22 protein-coding genes and 5 pseudogenes are annotated in these 25,013 nt (G+C 59.6%); 12 read left to right on the top strand and 15 right to left on the bottom strand.

Going from position 1 to position 25,013, the window contains the following annotated elements:
* Positions 1–51 precede the first annotated feature (51 nt).
* The 3 genes from AC0L3J_RS34205 to AC0L3J_RS34195 all read right to left on the bottom strand — a co-directional run bounded on the left by AC0L3J_RS34205 (position 52) and on the right by AC0L3J_RS34195 (position 3,199).
* Positions 52–2,352 carry an nSTAND3 domain-containing NTPase gene (locus AC0L3J_RS34205; RefSeq protein WP_473350001.1) on the bottom strand — a complete coding sequence of 767 codons (2,301 nt, stop codon included), beginning with the start codon at positions 2,350–2,352 and terminating at the stop codon, positions 52–54.
* Positions 2,353–2,489: 137 nt separating this feature from the next.
* Positions 2,490–2,915, bottom strand: a complete 426-nt coding sequence (locus tag AC0L3J_RS34200; RefSeq protein ID WP_473350000.1) for a HipA N-terminal domain-containing protein — start codon at positions 2,913–2,915, stop codon at positions 2,490–2,492.
* The gene (locus tag AC0L3J_RS34195; protein WP_473349999.1) at positions 2,912–3,199 is read right to left on the bottom strand and encodes a helix-turn-helix domain-containing protein; all 288 of its coding nucleotides are present in this window, start codon (positions 3,197–3,199) and stop codon (positions 2,912–2,914) included. The genes AC0L3J_RS34200 and AC0L3J_RS34195 overlap by 4 nt, the downstream gene beginning before the upstream one ends.
* A gap of 242 nt (positions 3,200–3,441) precedes the next feature.
* Between AC0L3J_RS34195 and AC0L3J_RS34190 the strand changes: the two genes are divergently transcribed.
* A complete protein-coding gene (locus AC0L3J_RS34190) occupies positions 3,442–3,798 on the top strand; it encodes a hypothetical protein (RefSeq protein WP_473349998.1) in 357 nt (118 codons plus the stop codon).
* Between the two features lie 90 nt (positions 3,799–3,888).
* Here the strand turns inward: AC0L3J_RS34190 and AC0L3J_RS34185 are convergent, their stop codons facing one another.
* Together AC0L3J_RS34185 and AC0L3J_RS34180 are read right to left on the bottom strand one after the other, a co-directional pair.
* Complete coding sequence (locus AC0L3J_RS34185) at positions 3,889–4,137, bottom strand: hypothetical protein (protein WP_473349997.1); 249 nt, start codon at positions 4,135–4,137, stop codon at positions 3,889–3,891.
* Positions 4,138–4,207: 70 nt separating this feature from the next.
* Positions 4,208–4,441 carry a hypothetical protein gene (locus AC0L3J_RS34180; RefSeq protein WP_473349996.1) on the bottom strand — a complete coding sequence of 78 codons (234 nt, stop codon included), beginning with the start codon at positions 4,439–4,441 and terminating at the stop codon, positions 4,208–4,210.
* A gap of 717 nt (positions 4,442–5,158) precedes the next feature.
* On the opposite strand from AC0L3J_RS34180, the gene AC0L3J_RS34175 reads away from it, so the two are divergent.
* From AC0L3J_RS34175 to AC0L3J_RS34165, 3 genes are all read left to right on the top strand, one after another.
* Positions 5,159–5,590, top strand: a complete 432-nt coding sequence (locus AC0L3J_RS34175) for a hypothetical protein (protein ID WP_473349995.1) — start codon at positions 5,159–5,161, stop codon at positions 5,588–5,590.
* Positions 5,591–6,388: 798 nt separating this feature from the next.
* Positions 6,389–6,607, top strand: a complete 219-nt coding sequence (locus AC0L3J_RS34170; RefSeq protein ID WP_473349994.1) for a hypothetical protein — start codon at positions 6,389–6,391, stop codon at positions 6,605–6,607.
* 4 nt (positions 6,608–6,611) lie between these two features.
* On the top strand, positions 6,612–6,839 hold the full coding sequence (locus AC0L3J_RS34165) for a hypothetical protein (protein WP_473349993.1): 228 nt from the start codon (positions 6,612–6,614) through the stop codon (positions 6,837–6,839).
* Between the two features lie 885 nt (positions 6,840–7,724).
* Here AC0L3J_RS34165 and AC0L3J_RS34160 read toward each other — a convergent pair.
* Complete coding sequence (locus AC0L3J_RS34160; protein WP_473349992.1) at positions 7,725–8,015, bottom strand: hypothetical protein; 291 nt, start codon at positions 8,013–8,015, stop codon at positions 7,725–7,727.
* Between the two features lie 56 nt (positions 8,016–8,071).
* Between AC0L3J_RS34160 and AC0L3J_RS34155 the strand changes: the two genes are divergently transcribed.
* From AC0L3J_RS34155 to AC0L3J_RS34140, 4 genes and pseudogenes are all read left to right on the top strand, one after another.
* Entirely contained in the window at positions 8,072–9,337 is a 1,266-nt protein-coding gene (locus AC0L3J_RS34155) for a Tm-1-like ATP-binding domain-containing protein (protein ID WP_473349991.1), read from the top strand.
* Complete coding sequence (locus AC0L3J_RS34150) at positions 9,334–9,534, top strand: hypothetical protein (protein WP_473350021.1); 201 nt, start codon at positions 9,334–9,336, stop codon at positions 9,532–9,534. The genes AC0L3J_RS34155 and AC0L3J_RS34150 overlap by 4 nt, the downstream gene beginning before the upstream one ends.
* Positions 9,497–9,868: pseudogene (locus tag AC0L3J_RS34145) on the top strand (HAD family hydrolase); the annotation flags it as partial. The gene AC0L3J_RS34150 and the pseudogene AC0L3J_RS34145, both read left to right, overlap by 38 nt.
* Positions 9,869–10,004: 136 nt before the next feature.
* Positions 10,005–11,375, top strand: a complete 1,371-nt coding sequence (locus tag AC0L3J_RS34140; protein ID WP_473349990.1) for an aminotransferase class III-fold pyridoxal phosphate-dependent enzyme — start codon at positions 10,005–10,007, stop codon at positions 11,373–11,375.
* Between the two features lie 234 nt (positions 11,376–11,609).
* On the opposite strand, the gene AC0L3J_RS34135 is transcribed toward AC0L3J_RS34140, so the two are convergent.
* Entirely contained in the window at positions 11,610–12,041 is a 432-nt protein-coding gene (locus AC0L3J_RS34135; RefSeq protein ID WP_473349989.1) for a hypothetical protein, read from the bottom strand.
* Between the two features lie 969 nt (positions 12,042–13,010).
* Between AC0L3J_RS34135 and AC0L3J_RS34130 the strand changes: the two genes are divergently transcribed.
* Together AC0L3J_RS34130 and AC0L3J_RS34125 are read left to right on the top strand one after the other, a co-directional pair.
* Positions 13,011–13,700: a methyltransferase gene (locus AC0L3J_RS34130; RefSeq protein WP_473349988.1), complete on the top strand. Its 690-nt coding sequence runs from the start codon at positions 13,011–13,013 to the stop codon at positions 13,698–13,700.
* A 1,071-nt stretch (positions 13,701–14,771) separates the two neighbouring features.
* Positions 14,772–14,867 (top strand): annotated as a pseudogene (locus tag AC0L3J_RS34125) (glutamine amidotransferase-related protein); the annotation flags it as partial.
* A 1,159-nt stretch (positions 14,868–16,026) separates the two neighbouring features.
* On the opposite strand, the pseudogene AC0L3J_RS34120 reads toward AC0L3J_RS34125, so the two are convergent.
* From AC0L3J_RS34120 to AC0L3J_RS34095, 6 genes and pseudogenes are all read right to left on the bottom strand, one after another.
* Positions 16,027–16,444, bottom strand: a pseudogene (locus AC0L3J_RS34120) (hypothetical protein).
* A 525-nt stretch (positions 16,445–16,969) separates the two neighbouring features.
* On the bottom strand, positions 16,970–17,752 hold the full coding sequence (locus tag AC0L3J_RS34115) for a YggS family pyridoxal phosphate-dependent enzyme (protein WP_473349987.1): 783 nt from the start codon (positions 17,750–17,752) through the stop codon (positions 16,970–16,972).
* Between the two features lie 1,304 nt (positions 17,753–19,056).
* The gene (panC, locus tag AC0L3J_RS34110; RefSeq protein ID WP_473349986.1) at positions 19,057–19,908 is read right to left on the bottom strand and encodes a pantoate--beta-alanine ligase; all 852 of its coding nucleotides are present in this window, start codon (positions 19,906–19,908) and stop codon (positions 19,057–19,059) included.
* A gap of 14 nt (positions 19,909–19,922) precedes the next feature.
* Positions 19,923–20,795, bottom strand: coding sequence for a 3-methyl-2-oxobutanoate hydroxymethyltransferase (panB, locus tag AC0L3J_RS34105; RefSeq protein WP_473295520.1), 873 nt, complete (start codon positions 20,793–20,795; stop codon positions 19,923–19,925).
* Positions 20,796–21,214: 419 nt separating this feature from the next.
* Complete coding sequence (locus AC0L3J_RS34100) at positions 21,215–21,487, bottom strand: phosphoribosyl-dephospho-CoA transferase MdcG domain-containing protein (RefSeq protein ID WP_035973649.1); 273 nt, start codon at positions 21,485–21,487, stop codon at positions 21,215–21,217.
* A gap of 5 nt (positions 21,488–21,492) precedes the next feature.
* On the bottom strand, positions 21,493–21,801 hold the full coding sequence (locus AC0L3J_RS34095; protein WP_446482531.1) for a hypothetical protein: 309 nt from the start codon (positions 21,799–21,801) through the stop codon (positions 21,493–21,495).
* A gap of 256 nt (positions 21,802–22,057) precedes the next feature.
* Here AC0L3J_RS34095 and AC0L3J_RS34090 point away from each other — a divergent pair, with 256 nt between their 5' ends.
* Entirely contained in the window at positions 22,058–22,708 is a 651-nt protein-coding gene (locus AC0L3J_RS34090) for a transposase (RefSeq protein ID WP_473349985.1), read from the top strand.
* A gap of 130 nt (positions 22,709–22,838) precedes the next feature.
* Here AC0L3J_RS34090 and AC0L3J_RS34085 read toward each other — a convergent pair whose 3' ends face one another.
* Both AC0L3J_RS34085 and AC0L3J_RS34080 read right to left on the bottom strand, forming a co-directional pair.
* Positions 22,839–23,243: a transposase DNA-binding-containing protein gene (locus AC0L3J_RS34085; protein ID WP_473349984.1), complete on the bottom strand. Its 405-nt coding sequence runs from the start codon at positions 23,241–23,243 to the stop codon at positions 22,839–22,841.
* Positions 23,244–23,455: 212 nt separating this feature from the next.
* Positions 23,456–24,188 (bottom strand): annotated as a pseudogene (locus AC0L3J_RS34080) (outer membrane protein).
* Between the two features lie 641 nt (positions 24,189–24,829).
* Between AC0L3J_RS34080 and AC0L3J_RS34075 the strand changes: the two are divergent.
* Positions 24,830–25,013, top strand: a pseudogene (locus AC0L3J_RS34075) (peptide transporter); the annotation flags it as partial.

The following is a 25,013-nucleotide window of genomic DNA, read 5'->3' as shown; positions in this document are numbered from 1 at the left end:
CTCGGCCCAGTTCATCAGAAATTATTGGCAGAGCTAACAGCAAACTGACAATCAGCTCCGATCCCCGCGAAGGGAGCCGAACATGTCGGACACGCTCCGCTCGCTGGCGCGTTCGTCACGCCATCGCTCCTTATATTCGTCCTGCATGTGGTCGGCATAGGCGTCCTCATGCTCCTCGAATTCGCCTTTCGCCTCTTCCACTCGTGTCAGTAGCGAAGACACATCAACCCCGAGCTGGTCGCGGAAGAGCTCTAGATCCTCAACGAGACCGTCGAACTGTTCACGCGAGCGGCATTCGCGCAGCTCGTCCTGAAACGTTCCTGCGCAATATGCGTCGAATGCCGCACGTGCTGGCGAAAGCGCGGCATCGGCATCGGCGTCGGAGGTGTCGATCACACCGATCAGCTCGCGCAACTCGTCAGAGCGACACCCATCTTGAACATCTTCGAGCAAAGCGGCTTTGATCGCGGCCGTCATGGCATCCAAAGTCACGGGATCGACAGAGCGCGCGCCATCGAGCGCGCGAAGCGCGTCAACGCCGTCATTGATGTCGGGCCGCTCGGTGATCCACTCTTGTTGGAGACGCGCGAAAAGCGGCGCGATGAGGGACGCGATCGAGGACGACCCAAGCCGATCTGCCATGTCGATGACGACCGTCAATCGCCGTTCGAATGTCGGACCTCGGTAGCCGACCGCGCCCTTACCCATGTCAATGCGGCGGCCTTCGGTCATGCGTTGCGCGAGCGAGGCGGCAATCGGGCCGTCGTTGTGCCGAAAAGCGTTCAGGACGGCGCCGCTGCTCCGCGCTTTCGCAAAGGTCCACACATGTTCGATCTGATCGAAATTGTGAGCTGCGGCCACCACGTCGATCGCATTCTCCGGGGTTCGACGGACAATTGCGTTCAAGAGGTCAAGAACGGACGGGTCGATGACCTCGACGCCGTGCGTGCCGAACGGCTTGATGAAGGTGCCGGCGATTTCTCGTAGGGCCGACTTGAAGTCCTCCGGTCGCGTCGCGAATCCGTAACGCTTGGCGCGGTGCTCGTGCAGCTTTATGAAAGTCGGCTTCAGCGCGACTCCCGCCGCCTTGCCGCCCATGGAGAAAAGAACCAGCAACATGGACCGTCCGGCGTCGGTGACTTCCTGTTCATAGGCATGACGCCAGATTTCGGAAGGATCGCGCAGCAGATTGTCGATGAATGTCTGATAGTCGCGGATTGCGACGCTGCGAATCCTGCGGAAGCTGGACAACCATTCGATTAGACGCGGATTGAACTTTTCGTGCTTGATAATGCGAAGATAACAGTCGTCCCGAAGAAGCTCATCCTGATATTCTTCCGGCAGGTCGCTGAAATACAGGTGGTTGTAGAGGATGCGGGCCTTCTGCGCGAAGGAGTAGTCTGGCATACGCAGGTAGACACGCAGATCGTCGATGTCGGAATGGCGCAACCGCTCCGACTTATCCATCGCAAGCGAGTAGATGTGCTCGCGCGTCGTGAGAACCATTCTCGCTGTTTGCGTCGAGCGCACCATCGCGATGAATTCGAGGAGGGCTTTGTCGCTGGTGCTCGTGAGCGCGGACGACCTGTCGCCGAGGAAGGTCGCTCCCATAAAGTCATCAAAATAGAAAATCTGTGGCGTGCCGGGCTGAAAGAGCGAGAGGCCTTCTTCAATGTCGCGCTGGATCACCACGGCCTGGAAGCCGCGCGCAAGGTGTTCGTAGAGCAGGAGATTGGCCAGTGTGGTTTTGCCGACGCCGGGCGGCCCTGCCACCACGACGACGCGCTGCTCATTGATCATCTTTTGCGCTTGTGGATACGCACCACTCTGAACGTATCGTCGGGCCTCGTTGTGAACCTGACGGGCCTTGAATTCGCTTCGCGTGACTGCGGCATTGTGCAGGACGCGGTCGAGAACGGCGCGGCTGGCGAGCCAAAGCTTGTAGTGTTTGCCTTCGATCTCGGAGTGCTGGCCGAGCAGATTGTTCAGACCTTCCTGACCGATAACGTCGCTCGGCGTCAGCAGGTCGGCTCCAATGAGCGCGACGATGGCATCCTTGTTAACTGCCGATAGCGGAACCGACGTGACCAGAACATAGCGGGTCGGTTTTAGGCGGCGGACCTTCGCTGCTTCTTTGGACAACTCCCTCATCAGCCCCGCAAGCCCGGTTCTGACGAAGTGCTTCACTTGAACGATGATCTTGCCGGTGCCGACTGCATATCGCAGATCGATTCCGCCGTCCTTACCGGTCTTGAAGCTTTCGATCGTGACACCCCAATGCGCCTGCAGCAGGTCGCGCGCGAGGATCTCGAGGTCATCTGGCGAGAGCTGGTGAAAGTCGTAGTCAGCCATTGTGGTCTCGTCATGCCTTTAGGCGCGCTGCCGCACACGGTGCGCGACCTGGATGTCGAAGACAGCCGTCGCACGGGTTTGCAGATATTGGCGGAACGTCTGGAAAATCGGCTTCGTGCCGCTCTCGTCTTCCAGTGTCAGGATGAGAGCGAACGTAGAGTTCGCAGGCGCTTGGCGATCGCCGTTTCGTCAAGCCATTCGACCTTGTCGTCAGCACCGCTTCGCAAGGCCTCCAGCCGATCAGGCGTGACGAACTGAATGGCACCCGCGCAGTCCTCGCCGACATGGGAAATAAGGGCAAACACGTTGCGCGCGGACACCTGAAATCTTCGGGCCCACCGTTCGAGCACGCGTTCGTTGTCGGGCAGGAGTCCCCACAGGAAAGCCTGCGCGGCGGAAGGACCGTGCTCTTCGGCCGCGAGCGGCATGGACAGCGACAGCGGATAGGCTCCCTCGGCCTGGCGCCAGCCCTTGTCGTAGACAAAGGTGAGCCGGCCGCGGGCGTCATTGCGCAGGCGGCCGATTTCCTGACCATCCAGCAGAGCAACAAGTTCGCTGGTCATGCCTTTTTCTTCCTGGCCTTGGCCACGATGGCGTTGATATCGACGGCTGGCCTGGTGGCCTCGCGGGCGGGCGCTTGTTCGGTGCCCGCATCCAGGCGAACGTCCAGGGCATCAAGGGCGCGAAGGATCAGCCCGAGCTCAGCGCGCGCGTGACCGTGCTCAACCTCGATCACCCACTGGCGGCTGACGCCAATGCGTTTGGCAAAGGTCGATTGATCGAGTTGCAGCTTCTTGCGCCGGTCGCGAAGGACGGCGCCGAGTTCGGTCGGGGTGCGTATGAGCATGGGATTTCCAAATGTCAGCGTTCGCTTACTTTTAACATATGTCAGCGTTCGCTGACAATACTAAAATGTCACCGCTCGATGACACACTCGAATGTCATCGAGCGCCGACATCTCTACGTGTGACTCGAGGCGAATCGGCGTGAGCGGAAGGACGTGGCCGGTGTTCAATCTCGCAACTGGCCAACAATCCCGGACGCTGGGGCACGGGTTTCGTTGGGCGCTCGATAGGCGCGAGTACTGTTGTGCTCGATGCAACCTTCGCCGAGGTACCTGCTTTGCGCGGGTCTTTTGATGCTCCGCGCTTGCCGGTCTTGGCTGTGTTGTCCACTGCCGCCCTGAGTTGGCGCCAAGGCAATGGCGAGCTCGAAATGGTTCTCGAGACCGCGTCGCCAGAGCAGACAGTGCTCGTTTCAGTGACGACCTGCCGTCCGGTGACGGACATCACATGGGCCGCCTTCAATCATCAGGTTGCCAGCTCATGCACCGCTTCTCGCCACCTGTTGAGCCTGGGGCCCGACTTGGTTCGGATCGCTCCTCTTGCCTACCTCGCTGGCGGCGATGGTGGCTACTACGACGAGATCCCCCTGGCAACATTGTAAAGCGGTAAGAACTAGTGGAGCCGGGAGTCCGCTTTCGGCATCCCCTACCCCGGGGGCGGCTTATGGTCGTCGCCCTTCCAGATCGCGATGCTACTCGGGCGTATTGACCGGTTGCGGTGCCGTAGCGCTCGCATGGCTCGCAACAAAGGACCCAGTTCGGACCCCTCCTGGATCTCGATCGAGTATCACACCTGTTTCGAGCATTGGCGGATCGGGTCTCACCAGCTTGGTGGTGCTCATGGCCGCATTCGGATCAACTGCCATTTCGAAGTCTCGTTCAAGCAGCTCTCGCAGGCGCTCGATGCGAGCGAACCGGAATGGATGGACCAGTTTGATCATCGGGCTAGGCCCCTCGGGTCGAATGCGAACAATCGGATGATGAAAACGACGAGCGTGCGACGGGTGACGCTCATGAGTCGAGCTGTCGTTTCTCCGCTGAATGCCAGTCCGCGCTGTGGAGGCGGATCATCTCCCGACGGGACCGCTCGATGAAGATGCGCTCAACGCATAAGCCGGCTGTAACTGAAGCCGCCAGCGCAAGGCCGCAGGCCATATAGTCATTCATGAAATTCCAAAACATGTTGCAACCGGCAACTCCTACAAAAGTAAGTGCCATGAGCATATTGCGAAATGCCTTAACCATGCTGCCCCCAGTCAGTCGGTCAGGAACTTCTAGCATTGCAACCACGCGATTGGCAGCGTTTGACCCTTGTGATGCGCCGTCTTTCTGCTCGAACAGCCCGGGTCCAGCCGCGCTGCCGACGTGGGCTCGCCCTTCTTATTTAGGATGGCACCCCGGAACGGGGCAGTGATAGCGACGCCGGCATACTTTATCACGGCAGGCCCTTCCCGAGTGCCCCCGGCGAGGAGCTCCGCATGCCTTCGCGCGAGGGATCGACGCGGCATGGCCTGCGCCGTTGTGCCGTGGAAAAGAAACGGCGTGTTCGAACTATGGAGCATGCTGGTTATGGCTCTTTCTTGATCGGCGTTCGGCAGGCTCGCGGCCAGCACTGCCGATCACCGCCACCGCAAAGTAGCGCAAGCGATGGCCCGGGGCAGTGATGCCCGCTTTCATGACGTCTGCGTCGTCTAGGGCTTAGTGGACGACGAACGCTGCCACCAAGCCCGCAATCATTCACTAATCGTTTCGTCAGACCTTTTGGTTAGCAATTTAACCGATATACGGGAGGATTACGGCGCGGACCGTGCCTGCCGATCAGATCACTAACCGCTTCGATGTCGAAGGGCTGGAAAAGTCGCTGAGCGACTCGGCGACGCGCGTCTCCACCATCTGGATCAGCACCCTTCTGTTCGGCTTTACCTTCTTGTCACCGCCAGTACCGCCACGAACAAGCAGCTCTTGCTGGCCGACCCGGTCAGGCTTCCGGCGCTCGGCACGGAAGTGCCGCTCGTTCCCTTCTTCGTGCTGTCGCCGATCTTTTCTGTGCTGTTGCACTTCTATAGACCCTGCTCTTGGGCCGCACAGCCCCGCGCGTATGATGACGCGCTGAACCACACTCTGAAGCCCGGGCAAAACGCGAGTTTTCGTGAGCACCTTGCGAACACGGTTTTCGCCCAGATCTTTGCCGGGGCACCGCGCGAGCGCGAAGGATGGGTCGGCCGGGTATTGCGCGGCTTCTCCTGGTTACACTTGTCGGATCGCCAATTCTGGTTCTTCTCACTTTCGACGCAGAAGGCGATTTCTGCCACGCCAACGAGGGACCTTTGCGACACTGACGTGACGCCAGCCCCTTTTGACTGCGAACGCCCAACCAAGCTTTCGGCAAAATAGGTCAAGATCGTTGACGGGTTGGCGTCGGAGTCGACGCAGTCCTGCGGCTGGCCGACTTAGCCTAAGGTGTTGAAATCGGCTATTTACCGATGGTAGTGTTCTACTTTTACTACTCGCGCTTTTTGCTCTGACGCCATCCTGATAGTGCTTTTTTTGTGCTGGGGAGGACATTTATGCGAGGCTCTCGCGCAATCCTTTACGCCGAACGACTTAGCGAACTCACTTCTCAGCTCTCAGAGTTGGAATATCTGCGAGATCTGGTCGAAGAAGCTGAGCGAAGCGCCCGCGGTGTGCCTCCATTCCGCTTGACATATCGACCGTCGCGCCGCGTTCGACGTCGCGAACGGGGCGGTTTGTCTGTTCGCCTCCGTCGCCACGCGCCACTAACCGGGAATGCAGGAGCTACCAGCCTCCCTGACAACGACAACCAAGTCGATTGGACTTTGCTGGAGCCATTCCCCGACCAATGGTGGGCTTCCTCCTAAACCTCTCCAAGCGCTGACTCGACGAAGAGAGCGATCCAATGCTGGTGGCCCACCCACCCTGAGGAGCAGACAGCTAGCCACCCTTGCAGCCCGCGGGGGCCGAGGCTGGTCCGGCCGCACCTGTCAATTCTGGACCACCCTTCGCCAAACTCCGGCAACCTGCAACGGCGAGTGAGACAGGGAAGACGGTCAGCACGACCTATGCGGGCTTAAAGTGAGCAACTGCAAAAGCGAATGTCACTTGTCGGCGAGAACACCGGCGGCAAGCTGAGGTCATTTCGTAAAGATTGGTTTCAACACCTCTGGAATTGCGATGACTAAGAACGACACCGCCGTGTTCGACGCGATGCGACCTGATCCAAACGGACGGAGACAATGGGCCGGCCGACTGGGGACGCGCGAGGCAATAAAACCGGATGGCCTGGAGCTCGACCCTGGCTCGATCGTTTACTGTCCCCACGAGTGGATCAATGCCGCCGGCTACGTTGACCTCGAACTGGTCCGCAAATACCCGCTGATGTTCGCGGTCTAAAGTCGTGACGAACCAGAGCCGACGCGCAAGCGATCCGGACGAACCAGCGATTCGACGGCTGCTAACCCGAGCGGTAAAACGCAGCCGTACAAAGCCGCCTGTGCCGTTCGGCACGGAAACAGATCCGAACCGTGAATTTTCCCGGGACGAACCGGAGGCCGTTTGGTTCTTCGTCTTCTTGCCGATCTTCGTGCTGCTCTATGCGATCGTCGAGAAAATGCACGTGAGATAGCACAGGGTTGACGTGTCGCAGGTGCTGCCAGCCGCCGGAGATGCGGCGGAGAAGTGTCTCGCCGACCCGTTCAACGCGAGCACCGCATTGGGGTGATCTTCGCACTAACGAAAACAGAAGCGGCACGCATCCCTGTGGACGAGAAATCACCTTCGCCATTGTCGTATTGTTCACTTGCGATCCGCTCGATCGTCGAGCGATGCCTCTTGAAGTTTCGATAACGTCGTTTGGGCTGGATCCGTCTTCCGCAGCTCGATCCCGCAGGGCGGCTATATCTACTCTGCAATCGATGCGGTTGTCGCCCGCGAACATCGCAAAGAACAACGCTTCATTGTTCGCGGCATCGAACTCGCCAGATGGATCAGAGGTAAGGTATCTCGGGAGTCGGTCGCTCAGTCTTCAATAAATGGCGGCTCAGCCGGGATGAAGCCTAACCCTCATCGCAGCGCTAAGCCCTAGCCGAAAGAACGGCTCCAGGCCAAGGTGGCTCGACCCAGGGCTGAGGCCGCTCCCGGCTACTGACCCGATAGCCTCATGCGTCTGAAACGCATGCAGAATAAAATCGGCTGGTAGGCATCGTTCCTATCTGGCTGGGCATGCGAAGCCCACCAGGACCGCTCTTGGGATGGTCCACACGCCTGCGGCTGCGGCGCGGCCGGCGACCCTTGCCCCCGCTGCAATGCTTCCTCGGAACCCTACCGACCTCGACCACCAGCGGGCTTTCGGTTCAGCTTCGGCGTATTGGCGGATTTGGCCCGGTTCTTCCGGAAGAGATAGGCGGCGAGTCTCCCAGGTCACTTACGCCGGCGAGGGTGTGGTGAGCGTCTAGCGTCGCTCGCTCTTCCGCGCAGCTAATTGCTGGTCCAACTCCCTTCAAGCGAACGATCAGATTTTCCACTGTGCAATCGGAATGCCGCAATGACCGCACGCCTCGCGCGGCGAGCTCTTCGCCTGCGCCCTCGACCAATGAAGTGCTGCCGCGGAGAGACGGCTGCGGATCGCCGCGCGTTGATGTCGGATTGCAACATGAGAACGCCCGGAGTGAAACGCTGCATCGGCGGCTGCGCGGCCGACCGCGATCATGCGCTTCATACAGCCTCGATGCGACATTTCTTCACAATCCACCGATAGGTGGATATCATGCATCGCCGCAAATCCATAACGTTGCGGCAACATTCATCTGCGCTCGGACATGGGCCGTTGCGCGTCCGTTCGCTGACACCGGCCTTCCAATGACCAACAGATCACGCCCTCGCATCCTGCTGATCGGCACCGGCGACACTAAGTCGGACGAGCTCCTGTTCATGCAGCGCTGCATTGCGCTCGCCGGCGGCGAGACCGTCTTGATGGACGTCAGCGTGCTCGGCGATCCCCGTTATAAGGCAGCGCACGACAAGCACGCGGTTGCCGCCGCCGCCGACACGACGATCGCCGCCGTGATCGCGAGCGGCGACGAGAATTCGTCGATGACCTTGATGGCCCGCGGCGCCGCCCGGCTGACGCGGCAACTCTGCGACGACGGCCGGATCGACGCCATGATCGCGATCGGCGGCACCATGGGCACCGATTTCGCGCTCGACGTCGCGCTCGCCCTGCCGCTCGGCTTTCCCAAGCTGATCGTGTCGACCATCGCCTTTTCTCATCTGATTCCCCCCGAGCGCATCGCCGCCGATCTGATGATGATCCTGTGGGCCGGCGGCCTCTACGGCCTCAACGGCACCTGCACGGCGGTGCTGTCGCAGGCCTGCGGCGCGATCGTCGGTGCGGCCCGCGGCGCCATCAGGCTGCGGCCCGAGGGCCCGATCTTAGCGCTGACCTCGCTCGGTAAGAGCTGCCTCAGCTACATGGTCGAGCTGAAGCCGCAGCTCGAGGCTCGCGGCTACGAGGTCGTGGTGTTCCACACCACCGGCATGGGCGGCCGTGCGATGGAATCGATCGCAGCGCAAGGCGGATTTGCCGCGGTGCTCGACCTCAGCCTTCAGGAGGTCGCCAACCAGGTGATGGGCTCGGTGGTAAACTCCGGCTCGGACCGTCTGATGAATGCCGGCCGGAACGGCATTCCGCAAATCGTCGCGCCCGGCGCCATCGACATGGTGGACTTTCCCGCCTGGCTGCCGGTGCCGACGGAACTCGCCGATCGTCCGCTCCATGCGCATAACCGCCTGCTTGCGTCCGCGACCTCCGGTGCCGTCGATCGCCGACGGATCGCGCGCGCCATTGCCGCGAAGCTTGCGCAGGCGACGGCGCCAGTAGCTTTCGTCCTTCCGTTCGGCGGCATCCAGCGATGGGATCAGGACCGCGAGACGCTGTACGATCCCGAAGGCCTCAGCGCCTTCGTCACGGAAATGCGTGCTGCGATCCGCCCGCCCGTCGAGCTTCACGTGATCAAGGACCACATCAATCACCCGGGCTTCGTCGCGAAGATCCTGGCGATCTTCGACCGCTGGGTGGCAGACGGCATCGTTCCAGCCGGCAAGGTTCCGGAGGAGCAGACATGAGCATATCCACGCCAAGGGCACTGGTGCTGGATTTCGGCGGGGTGATCTCAAACGCCTTGTTCGAAACGCATGATGCGACAGAAGCCGCGCGGCGTTGCCAAGGGAGCACTGACCTGGCGCTGGCCATGCGCGGAGGACGCCGATCCGCTCTGGTCGGCGATGCAGCGCCGAGAATTGTCCGAGCGCGCATTGGCTGACTCGCAGCCGGGAGGTCGGCCGCTCGTCGGCGAGGACTGGTGGGATATGCAGACCTTCGTCCGTCGCGCGCGCGGCGCCGATCCGATGCTCATCATCCGCCCCGAAGCCGGGCGCGCCATCCGGATCGCGCGAGGAGCCGGCCGCAAGGTCGCCATTCTTTCCAACCAGGCTCGACGTCTTTTAAGGCGCGGAGTTTTCGGCGCAAGCGGCCGCTGCTCGGGCGTTCGAGGTAATCGTCGACGCCACGCACACCGGCATCCTGAAGCCCGCCCCCAGGCCTATGGCGCCGTGTGTGATGCCCTCGAGCTCGCGCCGCAGGCCTGCGTGTTCGTCGACGACAAGGAACGTAACATCAACGGTGCGATCGCCTGCGGGCTCTCGACCGTCTGGTTCGATGTTCGACATCCCCAGAACTCTTACCGGCAGGCCCTCCACATGCTCGGCCTGCCTTTCGACAGCGGAGCCATCCATGCGCGAAATCAATTTTCTCATCGAGAACAATGCCCGCCGGATCTGGCATCCGACGGCGCATCCCAACGACATGCAGGACCATCCGCCGCGGATCATCATGAAGGGCGAGGGCATCCACGTCACCGACATCGAAGGCAAGACCGTGCTGGACGCGGTCGGGGGGCTCTGGAATGTGACGCTCGGTTACAGCTGCGATCCGATTAAGAAGGCGATCGCCGATCAGCTCAAGGAGTTGCCCTATTATTCCGGCTTTCGCGGCGTCTCGACGGGACCCGCGATCGAGCTCGCCTATGAGCTCACCGAATGGTTCAAGCCGGAGGGCATGGTGCGCGCGTTCTTCACCTCGGGTGGATCCGATTCCGTCGAGACCGCGTTGCGGCTCGCACGGCAATATTGGAAGATCAAGGGCCAGCGCGACCGCACCAAATTCCTGGCACTGAAGAAGGGTTATCACGGCACGCATTTCGGCGGCGCATCCGTCAACGGCAATGCCAATTTCCGCCGCAACTACGAGCCGCTGCTGCCGGGCGTCTACCACATCCCCTCGCCTTGGACTTACCGCAATCCCTTCAACGAGACCGACCCTGCGAAGCTCGCGCAGCTCTGCGCCAATGCGCTCTTCGACGAGATCGAATTTCAGGGCGCCGACACCATCGCCGCCTTCATCATGGAGCCGGTGCTCGGTGCCGGCGGCGTTATCGTGCCGCATTTGAGTTTCATGGGACTGGTGCGCGAGATCTGCGACCGCTACGGTATCCTCCTGATCTCGGACGAGGTCGTCACCGGCTTCGGCCGCACCGGGGCATGGTGCGGCGCGCGGCTCTGGAACGTCAAGCCGGACATGATGACAACCGCCAACGCCGTCACATCGGGCTATTTCCCGCTGGGCGCCACGATGATCGGCGATAAAATCGCCGAGGCGTTCGAGAGTGACGAGACGAGCTTCGGCTCGATCGGCCACGGCTACACGTATTCCGGCCATCCCGTCGGTTGCGCGGCCGCCATCGCCGCGCTTGCCGAAACAAAGCGGCTTAAGCTCGACGCCAGGGCCGAAGCCTCCGGCGCCACCCTCAACGAGGCGCTCGCGGCTCTCAAGCAAACGCACGAGATCGTTGGCGACGTGCGTGGCAAGGGCTTGATGGCGGCGCTTGAGCTGGTCGCCGACCGCGGCAGCAAGAAGGCGCTCGACAAGAAGCGCGTCGGAAAGATCGCCGATGCCATCTACGATGCCGGCGTGATGGTGCGCGTCTCCGGCAGCACTATTATCCTCTCTCCGCCGTTGATTATTACGGCCGAGGACGCCAGGACGATCGCTCACGCGATCGACCACGGCCTTGCGACTGGTTATGAAGGCAGGCGTGGCCGCTAATTCGGCCGCGCCATCAACGCCACCACCGCGGAGCGCGTCTCCACGCCGAGCTTTTGAAAGATGTGGATGAGGTGCGTCTTTACGGTCGCCTGGCCCGATCTTAAGGCACTCGCCGATCTCGCGATTGGTGCGGCCGCAGCACAACAGCCGCACCACGTCCATCTCGCGGCTGGTCAGCCCGTAGCGCTGCCCGTCCTCGGACGCGGCGGCGCGGCCGACCAGGTTGAACTGGAGCTACTGGTGCATCTTCTCGGCGATGGTCACGGCGCCCTCCGGGATCCTGGCCTTCCTGTCCCATACGACGCTGATCCCGGCGACAATCTGGTCGTCGCACCGGAAGAAGAAATCGAGCATGTCGACGATGCCGCATTGGCCGATGAACGAGCGGTAGAGTGCTGTCTCGCCTGCTTGCTGGCCGGCCATCGTCTTACTCAGGCGCGCCACCGCAAGGTGACCCGCATGACTCGGATGCTGCGGGTCGAAGGCACTCATGCCGTCGAGGTACTGTAGATGAAACGGCTCCGGAATGCGCGACAGGAGGAAGCGCCGGAGGTTGTAGCCCTCGTCGACTTCGTAAAATGCCGTCGCCGAGCCCTCCAGCATGGAATGGGCAAAATGCATCGCTTCGTTCGTTGCGGTGTCCGAGCGGCCCATGAGCATCAGCATGGCCAACCCTCCTCGATTCCACTCCATTTGGGACATCTGGTAGTTCCTCGCGCAGGCGACGCCCGCAGAGGCACTGCTTTTACTTAGGCAATTTCCGGGCCACCGGTTTAAGTTGCCGCCGAGCCGAGGCCCGAGCCGGTCTGCGCCTCCACCGATTGGCCGATTGACTGGACAGCGGCACCGGCACATTCGCCGCATCCGGTTCGATCCTCGCACCAATTGCCAGCCTGGACGACCAATTGATTGCCGAACGCACAAGCCGCATCACATCGTGACGCCCTGCATTGAGACAAAACAAAATGAATTCGCATCGCGCGACGTTGCACAATGCGGGCAGCATCGATCTACTCGACCTAACCGATGCTTTCATTCGCACGCCACGCGCGCGAGATGGTCCGCTCCGCATTTCAACACACGTACGGCTCACCCCTTGTCCTATTCCGGACATTTTGTTTTCAAGCATACATCTATGGCGCGACAACCAGGATGAGAACGCGGATCTCGGCCGTCCAGACATCAGCGGCACGACGACATCACGGAAGATGATGCCGATCGAGAGCTCAGGGCCTTCCGACGGCTAAGCAGAGAGCCGTACCGTGTTGCGAGCTCACGGTAGGGCGCTTGTGATCAGCGTCCCGGGGGCCGCGGACTTTTGCGCTCGATCGTGTGGTTGGAACGGCCCGCAATGTGGGCGCATGTCTAGACCCAGCTCGAACTTAATCCGGCCAACGCTTGGCATGGACGTTGCTATTGAGAGCTACGACACCAAGCGAGTGGGCGCGGCCAGATGAGCAATATCTTCCTTGGGCCATATCCGAGAGGTGCAACACCGCGCCCGAGCGGATCAACCTTCTCAGCCCGATCATCGAGTTTGACGTCAACGGCTTGCCGGTTTCGCACGCGTCTGGCCCCACCGTGTTGCTGTCCTGGACTACTCCCGCCGCTCGCTAAGCACTCATGGAGGTTGAAATGATCACCCAACCCGGCGCATCCGTACGCAGCCAAACAACAGACGTCGATGCAATGTTGGCCGAACTGCGTTTGAACAATGATCCGCACGATGTCGAAGTCGGCGGCATGTCTTTGCACATCCTGCCCGGGGTTTTGTCACCACGCCTAAGTCACGCACCGGACGCACTGATCTCAAAATGGCACATCGAGCCCGGCGCGGCGGTACTCGATCTTGGGTGCGGATCCGGTGTGCTGGGCCTTGCAGCACTCCGTGCCGGGGCAAGACGTCTAGTCGCTCTCGACATAAATCCGCAGGCCGTTCTCTCGACGAAGATAAACATCGAGCGATTAGGCTATGGGGATCGAGCAGAAGCAATCGAGAGTGACACCTATGCTGCGCTACAACCTGGAGCACAATTTGATACCATTATCTTTGCCGCCCCCTATTGGAACCGCAAGGCCAATGACGATCTGGAGCGTTCGTGTTTCGATCAAGATCACAAGGTCATGGCCGCCGCGGTCGGAGGGGCGCACGTCTGGTTAAGTCCGAAGGGTGCGATGTATGTGATTTTTTCCGATCAGGGAGACGTTGGACATGTCATGAACCTCATCGAGGAGAGCAAACTGCGCGTCAGAGACATGCATATTTTCCGACCGACCATTCCAGGCGGGCACGTACGCATTGTTTGGAAGCTATCCGCACGATGAAAATCTATTCGCCAAGAAGCGCGCGGGACCCACATCAGCGCTTGCCGGTGCAGCAAATCAGGTCAATTTGCATGTTCCCGACCGAGCTGAAATCACTTGGCCGCGTGCAGCGAGTGCGCATCTCGATCGCGACCGTCGAGAGAGCCGGTGCCGTGCTCCAGACAATAGCCTCCCAGAACACACCGGTTGGCTTTACCCCGGAGTGCTAGGTGAGCATTAATCCCGCCCGGGCTCGAGCGGTTCGGCCGGACGCGTCTTGGGGAACGGGCACAATTCGCCGCCCTGACAGTGAGATCTGACGCTGTGGGCGAGATAGCGTTGCGGGCTCGAATTGCGGAACAGCGGCCGAAGGAGATTCAGCTAAACACCAGGCAGTGCGATTGTCGTATTCTTCACCGCAAACGATAAGGCATATATCGACAAAATAATCGAAGCCCTTTCCGTTCTCGCCAAAATCCCGTACGCGCGCCGGCTTGAAGTCGCTCGCAACCGCAGAGTGACCGGCTAAACGAAATTGACGTGATCGTCTACGGTGAGTTCGACAAGGAAAGGCCAGCTCGAAGCCTATAAAGCGCACGAGGTTTACCAGCAATCGATCCGGCAGGTAAGCGGCTGCGAGAGCTACGTCTCGCGGCCGACTACAGCATGTCTGCAGATGCGGAGCCAGTATGTTCGGCAGGCCCTCGCCACGGGCGTGGTTAGCTGACAGGCATATAGGGGTTTTTTTGGTGATATAACGCTCGCCTTCGCCGGTCCGAATTATGAACATCCATATATCGCGGAGCGACAGAGTCATGCAGTAGTGGAACTGCAGTGGATTGAGCCCGTCACAGCCATGCGAGGCCTCTCGCAACGGAGGCACCTCACGTTCCTGGATACCGCATGAGCGACCCGGTACTCGGGCAGCCTCTTATGTGATGTGCGATCACTTCTGCGCTTATATGATCGCGGACGGGAAAGCTATTTGCAACGGAGAGACCATTGTGGGTGATCCGAGGGTGGCACTTCGCGCTCTGCTAGTGACAGCGCTCTGGGACAGGGCGATCATGGCTCTTGCCCATCGCCAATCAAGCGACATACGGCGTGCAGTTCCATCCGGAGTCGATACTCGCATCACAAGGGGACGCACTATTCGCAAACTTCCTGCGGCTTGCAGAGCTTTCTTAAACGCGGCCGTATAGATCGGTTTCACAAATGCGCGGCTCGATAAGATACCGGTCAACGCGAAAAGAGCAGTACTGCGGAAATATGGGTCGAGTTCATTTGCGGCGGGCAGCACAGAGACCGCTAAGCCGCTTGAACCTATCAATACCTTTCAGGTGCTCGGATCAATAGAACTCTATCACGATTGATAATTTCCGGATGCCGTTATAGAATTCTCAGGAGAAGTGGCATCTGCTCACCCGTCCTTCGGCGCTCTGCTTCTGCCGTGCCGATCTTGTAATTATTCGACGCGACGATCCCGTGGCACCGCCGATGATCAGAGTAGCGGGACCAGCTCATTCAGCCGCGGACCCTTAAATCGGGCGAGCGTCCGTAGAGTTCGCTCACGCGCGCCAGCGGTCTCGCTTCCCTCCGCTCTGGTTCAAAACGAGCGAAACGCCGTGGGCGGCACTTCGCGTAGAGCTTCTCCGGGCGCTCTCGCAGTCCATCTCTTGTACGTCCAGTGTCATGTCCAATCCTCGAGCGATAAGATCCGGGAAACGATGAATATCGGTGGGGGCGCGGAGGCTGAAAAGCAGAAGGTCCTGCTCGCTTGCACGCTCGAATCTCGGTTCCAGAATTAACCTCGACCCAGGGCATCAATGTTAATTTGGGGTCTTGATTGCGGCGACGCATCGGAGCGTTACGTTCAGGCACCGGTCATTGCCCCGTCCGGGTTCACCCAATGCTAAGACGGCGCGCCATTCTATTCGGCGCGGCGGCTTCGTTGCCTGGCCACGCGCGTCCGTTTGATTTTGATGCGGGCGTCAAGAGATGGAGCGCTCGAACTCATCGATATGCGACGGCAAATCCCTGCTTCTGCGAAGCTAGCACCCTGACGTATCTTTTGGGCAGGCTAACAATCGCATATCTCAGTGACCCACCGAGCCCTGCTGACGGAGGCAGTTGCACGAGGCGTTCACGCGAAACAATGGCAAGTGTTGAGATCATCAGCAGAGGACCACTCGCGTGCGGTAAGGCTAACAAGTGGATCACATTGCAGAAGGCGATCGCCGGGTTGAGGCTTACCTGCAGCCGCGGAGCTGCCGATGTATCGCGTAAACGGCGCCTTCGCGGCTAGGGGCTGCCGCTGTCACAGGCGGCGGTCCCACCCATGAGCGGACTAGTAAGCACGCCGTACTACTCGGGGCAGGACGGGCAGTCTCGGACAAAACCGGTTGGCAAGCGCGCGCACTGCGGCTTCGTCGGTCTCGAGCTCGATCTTCTGAGCGAGCATCACGTCGCCGGCTACGAGCGCTTGTTCGAGAACGAAACACCACCCGATCTTAGGCTACATGTTTCATCAAGCTCCAAAACTATGGTGCCCTGATGAATTCGATACCGTCGCCCGATGTGAGAGCCGGTGACTTCGAAATAACCATCGCATCAAATTGCGCACGCTGCTCTTGGAGATAACCAATTGCGCAGAAGGCGTCGCGCACGCGCGTCCGGCCATTTTGCTCGATGAAGCTCCGATAAAGCGAACGCGGGGCGCGCAAACGCGCGCTACTTGCGACACCGCCGCGTCTAAGCAAAAACATTTGCCGCGCCGGCGAGTCTGGCTAGTCCCGACAAGGCGCGAACAGAGCAGCGTCTCACCTGCATTCGGATCAAATGCCCGTACGGGTTTAAGATCACCCGCCGCCGTCCGATTGACAGCGATAAACCGCGGCCTGTCAGCTTGTTGAAGCGCGGCTCGGCCTGGCCAGGCCCTTCAGGTCGCTTTGGTCAAAACAATGTCGGCTCCCGCCTGTATGGTCCATCACGATTTGGATAGCCATGGAAGAGAACTCCGCAAGCCCTAGCCCTGATGCAGAAGAACCTCGCGGCGCACCTTAGTGTTCCTGGTCGCGCAGAAATTCGCCGTGTTTTCCGTTGGGCGGCCCGCCTGCAATCGGCGAGGCTCCGGCGTGTCGACTTAGAGTGGGTCCGCCATCGAGCCTGGTCAGCTCACAAGGGGCGCCATGCGGATCGTGACGGGGCGACTTGCAAGCATTCGTGTGGTGATTTTACTCTGCTGTTGGCAGGCGACGGACGAAACAGAACTCGCGGCAGGTCCCGGGGCCTCACTCGGATAGCGCGCTGGTGGGGAGAGGAAGCCCGGGCCAATACTGTCCGTCCTTGGTCGCCCGAGGTCCGAATATCGCCTGACCAACTCTTATGACATCGGCACCTTCCTCGATTGCTATCTCGAAGTCACTTGTCATCCCCATTGAGAGGAGATCAAGTCGCGTCGATGTTCTATCGCGGAGTGCGTCTCGAAGCCCCCGCAGCAACTTGAAACATTCGCGAACCTTGTCCGCCTCTCCGCTCAGAACGGCGAGAGTCATCAAGCCGCGAGGGACAAGGGCTGGATAATCGGACAGCCGAAGAACAAAGTCCTCTACCTCGTGGGGCGGCAAACCGTATTTGCTCACCTCACCCGAGGTGTTGACTTGGACGAACACGTCGAGATGCCGGCCTTCGGCGCTCAGGCGGGCCTGGAGCGCTTCAGCCAATCTCAAGGTATCCAACGCATGAAACTCGTTCGCGAACTTGACCATGGATTTCACTTTGTTCGTCTGGAGGTGACCGATGACACTCCAGTTCAACGACAGGTCGGCCAAATCGCGGACCTTGCTCTCCGCCTCTTGGACCTTGTTCTCGCCGAACTCGCAAAGGCCGAGTTCGGATGCGATACGGATAACCGCGGCGGGTACGGTCTTGCTGACAGGTAAAACACGAACTTCTGAACGCCTGCGGCGAGCCCGCATACAAGCCCGATTTATGCGCTGCTCAAGCTCATCAAGATTGGAGCGCAATAAAGAGCGCGGATCGTCCGTGAATCGGGCGCTATTCATCTGTGACATCGCGAATTCCTCGCTTCCACGTCCATGGTGTTTGACATGGCAAAGGCCGATAATTTCGGTAGCACATAAAGCAGAGTCGAGTCCGGCTAGTTCGTCAGAACCTCTCCCATCGACGCATAATCCAGGCCGTATCCCCTCATAGGGACGTCCTAATCCCAGACAAGGTGCTCCGGATCTCCCGATCCGCCATCGCCCAACTCGCCGCTCTGGCTCAGGGAGGCCAGCACGGAAACTTCTGTGCTGCTCGGGAGAGACAATTCACGCCCCTCCATTCACGAGTAAGGTTCATATTCGTTCAAATCGGGGCAGTTCTGGTTGAGCGCCTCACCATCAACGATGCAGAAATATGCGCTTGTCGGCAGGAAAACCCACTACAATGGCGTCGAGAGCGGCCTTTATCGGTGCAGCCGTCACACGCGGACAGCAATCGAGTATCTATCCGAGAGGCCGCACTTTTTTCGGATGCAACATTTTCAGAAGCGCCGCTCCATACTGCACCGCATCGGCCTGCGCCATCACGCTCGTGCTGCAAATTGTCGGCAGGACTGGATGCGATCACCGAATTTCGATAGGTTTCTCCGTGGAAAGCAGTTCGGGGATGTAGGCCGACAAAACGTGACCCGCCAGATCCGCCAAGGATTTGGGCCAGCGGCGGTGTTTGACTTATACTTCCGACCCTTGAGATGGAGTGTGTAGTCAGTACGCTTTTGCGACGTCACCTGACCCGGGGCCTGCGTGTCCAGGGTCATCGCGATGTCGACTTCGCGCGTCGTGAGTGAATAGAGGCGCGGGAGGTAACAAGCTTGGTCTCAATGTGGAGTCGTGGATCCGAACGCCGCGACTGTCATCTGACTGCTGTGCGCAAGTTGGAGATGGTCGACGGTGCCGAAGATGCTGGGAGCTGAGACGGCTTGCTTTTCGAGCGAACTAGCGGCGAATTCCGCAGAAGCACCGGGCGCGCACTCCATTCACTACGGTCGCCTTTGGCGGCGCCGGGCTCAATCGGACCGGCCCACGTCCACACTGAGTCCGTTCAGGGACAAAACGGCGATGAGTCCGGCGCTGAGCGGCTTGAACTTTGCGCACCCAGCCCTTCATCGCTAAATCCATGTCCGACCCACATCCAGATGCTAAGGTTTGCGCTGCGTCGGCGGAACAAGGGTCGCGGAGTGCGCGACGCTCAAAACCCGGACCTGCACCGTCTCAAATCGCTGGGTTGGGCCCACGGCCTGAACAGGTGAATCGGTCGGCCGATCCGTGGATTATAACGAAAAGATAGTTTATCGGTTTGGTTCTGAATTGCGCTACGGAGTTGGTAGTCCCAGTAGGACGTTGTCAATCAGTCGGGTCGAACCAACGTAGGCTGCGACACAGAGCGCCGCCGGAAACCGCAGGGGACTCTCGGCGCGCTTGAGCGTATCACCGTCGACAAGTTCAAGATATTGCAGCCGATCCACTGTCTCAAGTTGCCGCTCGGCGATCGCAATCAGCTTCTCCACCTCGCGCACTCCTGCGCGGAATTCTTCCGCCGCGGCGAACAGTCCACGACTGATGGCAACGGCTCGCCGACGTTCTTCCTTGCTGAGATACCGATTGCGGCTGCTCATCGCGAGCCCGTCGGGTTCCCGAACGGTTGGCACGGTGCCGATCTTGATGGGAAGATTGAGATCTGTCGCCATGCGACGCACGACCGCGCATTGCTGAAAATCCTTTTGCCCGAAAAACACGACGTCCGGATGCACCATGTTGAACAGCTTGCACACGACGGTCGCCACGCCCCGAAAATGCCCAGGCCTGAAAGCCCCGCAGAGTGGCTTCGCCAGTTCGCCCGGCTCGACGAAGGTCTCGAATTGAGCCGGATAGACTTCCTGTGCACCCGGCGCGAACACAATCTCAACACCGGCATCGCGGCACAATTTTTCATCGCGCACGAAATCGCGAGGATAGCTGCTGAGATCCTCGTTTGGTCCGAACTGAGTCGGATTGACGAAAATGCTAACGACGGTGATATCGCATTGCGCTCGGCTCGCCTCGACCAGGGCCAGATGGCCATCGTGCAAATACCCCATTGTAGGCACTAACCCGACGCGTTTGCCCGCGCTGCAAGCCTTCGCTAGCTCACGACGAAGCTCAGCGACCGTGGTAATCGTCTGCATCGTTGCACCTTACATCAGGTTGGGTTGGGAGGAGCCCAGGTTGCGATAATGTCACTCAGGCTTTCAGGAAGCCGATAGCACTCCTGCGGCGCCGGGAACGCACCGGTGCGGACATCGGCAGCCCAGCGCGAGAGCGCCTCTTGTAACATCTGAAAACCATCTGCATAGGCGCGAACGAATTTGGGCCGATGACCTATGGTTAGCCCCAGCACGTCATGGAATACGAGCACTTGGCCCGAGCAGTCGGGCCCCGCGCCGATTCCGATGGTTGGTATCGATAGCGATTCGGTCGCTCGCTGGGCTAGCTCGGCCGGAATGCCTTCAAGCACCAACGCGAAGCATCCGGCCTCCTGCAGACGGTGAGCGTCATCGAGCAGCCGTAAAGCGTCATCGGCGTTCCGGCCCTGCACCTTGAATCCGCCCATGACATTGACGCTTTGCGGGGTGAGGCCGAGATGGCCCATGACAGGAATTTCGCAATCGACCAAGGCACGCACCATTTCCACGCGCTTGGCCCCGCCCTCGAGTTTCACGGCATCTGCGCCTCGCTGCAGGAACCCTCCAGCGTTACGTATCGTCTCCTCCGGACCAAGGTGAAAGCTAAGAAACGGCAGATCGGCCACGAGCAGAGCACGGGGCCTTGTGCGTGCAACAGCCTCCAGATGATGGTTCATCATTGCCATGCTGACCGGCAACGTGTTGTCGAATCCGAGACAGACATTGCCAACACTGTCGCCCACAAGAATGATGTCGACGACGGGGTCGGCGATGCCTGCCGTAACCGCATCATAGGCGGTGGTCATGGTGACACGCCGCCGCTCCTGCCTCCACCGCCGCAAGATTGGAATTGTGACCCGCTCAACTGACACTTCCGAAGCGTGGCTCATTTTTGATACGTTCCATCAACTAGGCGAACGGTAATCCGATGTTGCGAGCGACGCGGCTGAGTACTACGCGCATCCTGGGACCATGCTTTCGTATGGAGGACAAGAGAAAACTGTCAACAGTGAAAGGAAGAAAGAAACATATGTCTCCAAGGTCGCGACCGAGTGCACAAACATTCCAATGGTCGCGCGACCACCAAGCAAGAATTTCCAAATTCAAATTGTCATGTGGAAGCACCTTGAGTCACGCCGCGCCTCAAGGCGCGCTGGGGCGGTCGGAGCCATTCCAGATGAGAGCGCACGGGACGACGCAGGGGGCGCTGATCTAGTCGTGCCGAAGCGCTGCGATTAGCTTATGGTCTTCCAGTGGCGGAAAGGTGAAGCTGTGGTCAGTCGGGGTCCGGGTCAGTGGTCCCGCGGACTCAGGTCATGCTGTCGACACCGCCTTGACGCTTCACCAGGAGTTCGGCCGTTTCCGCGGTTGTTGGCTCACGCCATTGCACGCTGCCCGCGGCACAAATGATCTCTTGGTCGAGCCGCATTAGCGCTTGGCGAGCGATGTCGGCGATGTCAGAGCGCAGGGTGCTGGCCTGCTTGGTTGCCGCCACCCTGCAAAGCAGGTCGAGGTCCGACCAACCCGCAAATGAATGACCCGCGATCGCGTTCTTCTTCACGTAGCCGAGGCCATTCTCCATCTTCTCTACGTGCGCGCCCGATACGCAGCGCGGGCGCGAGGACGGAAGCCCCAATGCTTCGCGAACGCAATGAGCTTGTTCTTAAATTGAACCGACCGACTCACTGCGTCATGGCGCACCACGAGCGCGCGTGGGTTACCGCACAAAAACGCCACCCATTCGTCGGCGCTGGCACCTACCGGATGTTGTAGTAGACGTGCGCTCTGCATGGCACCCGCGACTAATGCACGCGAGACTTCTTCTGACTTGTGATTTTTTGCATTTGTCGGCGCCTGGATAATGGTCTGGTGCTGCAGGTCGGCTGCGGCGCGCAAGCGATGACATCGATTGTGCAAGAACCGACCCAGATGCGTGGCCGGCGCTGTTCGCATGGCCGCTCAAGGCCAGTCGTCGAACATTTTGAGGCTCTTGCCTATACTGAGATAGATCGGGACTTAGCGGCTGTCCTTCAGTGCGGACTAGGGCTTGCAACATACTATGCCCCACCAACCCTAAGCCTGTTGCAGCAAAAGCAACGGCCCGATCAACCTGCGGCCGATCAAACTGCCTCCTCACCGCTCCGCCGATCGGTTGACCGCAGCCAACCATATTCACACTTGCTGTTTTCTATTTTCCTTCCACAGCCCTTACACGACGATCTACAATCGCTTCATCGCTGGGCAAGCGAGGACGATGGTGCGCAACTTCGAAGCGCTGGCCACGCCTGGCGAAGATGGGGTTGTGCTGTCGCTCGATTCGACCTCGATTAAAGCTCACCGGTGTGCCTCCGGCGGAAAAGGGGGAGCACAATCAAGCAATCGGCCGCTCGCGTGCAGGCCGTACGAGGAAACTCCATACGCTGAGCGATTCCTTTGCCGGCCGGTCGTCCTGCATCTGACGGCAGGCCAGGATGCCGATATCGCAGCGGCTCCCGATGTGCTGGCGCTCGCGCCACCTATGAGTGCGCTCCTCGCCGACAAAGGGTACGACGGCGACAAGCTTCGCGGCGAAATCATTCGTCGCGGCGCGAAACCCGTAATCCCCAATAAATCTAACCGTGTTGCCATCCAGCGCTTCAACAAATGCGCCTACAAAGGCCGAAACGTCTCGAACACTGCTTTTGCAGGCTCAAGGACTCCCGGCGCATCGCCCCGCGGTGCGACAAGCTCGGCCGGAATTTCTTGGCCGCTGCGCATCTTGCCGCTCTCGTCGCATATTGGCTCAATTGAATCTGGATCCTAGTCTTCTTGGGCGCGGCGGCCCCTTGAATTTCTTCTGGGTCCGGAATTTGACGGCGGCCAGCCCAGGCGGAGCCCTTCAGTCGTCACCGCCAGGCTCGAGTGCATCAGGATGCCGCAAACCGTGTGCGAGCTCAGGCAGCCCGCCTTGTCCCCGGCCGCTGTTTATGCTCTTCGTGATTCCGATCGGTCGGAGTTCTATCTTTGATAGCTGACTGGGTCGTATCATCGAGCACTAGAACCGGACCGCCGACGGCAATCGTGCGCTCACGCGCCGATTGAAAGTGGCCCGCCAGAATGTCCGCTTCGCTGACCCGGTCATTAGAGAAGAAGCGATAAGCTGCCTTGGTATTCGCCCAATTGGCAGACGAGCGGAATACTTTGTCCGATGGCGCTTCCAATCTGCGTGAGCAGCGGAATCTGTCGCCGAGCCGCGCGTCCCTAGACTGGCATCCACTAGTCTCTCGATCAATCCAACATTCACCGCCTACAAGTCGCAAACGGCCTTTTGCCGATCGATCCCTCAATGTGAGCCCCATAGAGCACCCCCTCGCGCATCAGGTGCTCAGCAAGGAATCACAAGTGATTCTTCAAGATTTTGCTGATCGGCGGATCAGCTCAAGCGGAGAAAGTTATGGGCAATTGAAAGCCGGTCAACCGCGCCAGTCGCGGCGCTCCGCGCCATGCCTGGCGCACCAAAATAGGCCCCGGCCCATGGGCCAAGGCCTTATCTACCTTTTTGAACGATAGATCAATATTTGAGAAGAATCGGGCCGCCAAACTTATAGTTGAGCCGTGCAGTCAGAAGATCCAAATCTTGGCGGACGCGGTCGATCCCACCAGCGGGCTCGGTGAAGCTGACCATGGCAGGCCGCATGAACAGGTGTGCGTACTCGGACCCAACCGACCAATTCGGTGCGAAGCCGTACTCGATACCGGCTGCCAACGCGCCGCCCCAAAGAACGTGCTTGCTTTCTCCACCCAGCTCGCCCGTCGTCCAGATGATTCGAAACGTGTTGCTCGTCACCGCGGCGCCGCTTTGGCCTAAAGCAGTACGTTGTCGAAGCCCTAACCGATCTGCCCCTTTACCAGGCCGAACGCATCAATCTTGGTCTGGTTGATATCCAAAAAAGCAGCGCTGGGATTCCAGCCGGTCAAATCAGCCCAGTTCCCCTGGCCTTCAAGACCAAGCACGATCGGGCCCATCTGCCATCGATAGCCGATCTGGCCACCCACGCTTCCGCCGGTCGCATCATGACAGCCCTCAGGCTTGCCGCCATCGGAATCCCAGCAATTCGAGCTTGAGGCCAAGCCGCCGTTCATACCGACGTTGTAGCCGCTCCAGTCGTAGATTGCAGCCGCGACGGCCGCGGGGCATTGGTGTAGAGAGGCTTGGCCGGCTGCGCAGCCAGATCCGCGCCGAATGCGGGCACCAACGCGCCAAGCCCCACAATGCTCACAGTCGCAAGCAATAAGTTTTTCATTTCTACTCTCATCTCTTCAGTGCCCCGAGCCTCATGCGTCGTAACAACGTCCGCGCGAATTGCTGTAACTGCATCGCAACATTTGCGTTGAAAGAAATGCGTGAACCGAACGCTGCGTCAGGTTGCGCTGCAGATCATCTCCAACAGCGTCGCAATCCACCTTCGGGTGCGAGCATAGATTGCGACCGCTGATTTCAGCGGAGTAAGCGCACGCAAGTCAGATCGTCGCAAGCCACACCGCAAGTGAGAAGAATGAAGCGGTTTGCAAAACTCTTGCTCTTGTCCCGTGCCGCCACTAAAGACCCCGTTACGACCATGCTCGTGTTGCACCCACCGGCTCCGAGAGATCAGATGACTATTCGATAGAATCAATGTCCTGCAGGTGCTGACCCGTTCGTCGCAGATGCCGCTGTGTCCCGCGGTCGACAGAGCATGCGAAACACAACCTCCGCCCTCGGCGGATGCAGGATGCGGCCCGAAGGATTTTGCTTATTGGTTGAGCGAGCCGTTCTCCACCCGAGGCTTCCTACCACACCGCCAATGCCCAGATCGCCGATAACGCTTGCCGACCGGTGGTGGCCAGCGGCCGCGGTGTGTTCATCTTCTGAGCTGAAGTTCTGAGTCGATAAAGGACAGCGAGTATGTTCGTTTCATTCTTCCCTCGACCAAAGTTGTTCTTTGCGTCGTCAATTCTTTGGACGGCATTGGCGATGGCGTTTTGGTATGTATTTGCCGGCAATCTCTTTCAAGCCCCGGAGAAGCCGGTCGGGCTTGCGACGTTCTGGTCGGCCTCGGCGCTGTGGTTTGATCTCTATTTTGCGCTGG

The sequence above is a fragment of the Bradyrhizobium sp. Kon37 genome (assembly GCF_055807535.1).
The sequence above is the reverse complement of the archived record's forward strand: the minus strand, read 5'-3'. Positions and strand labels throughout refer to the sequence as shown.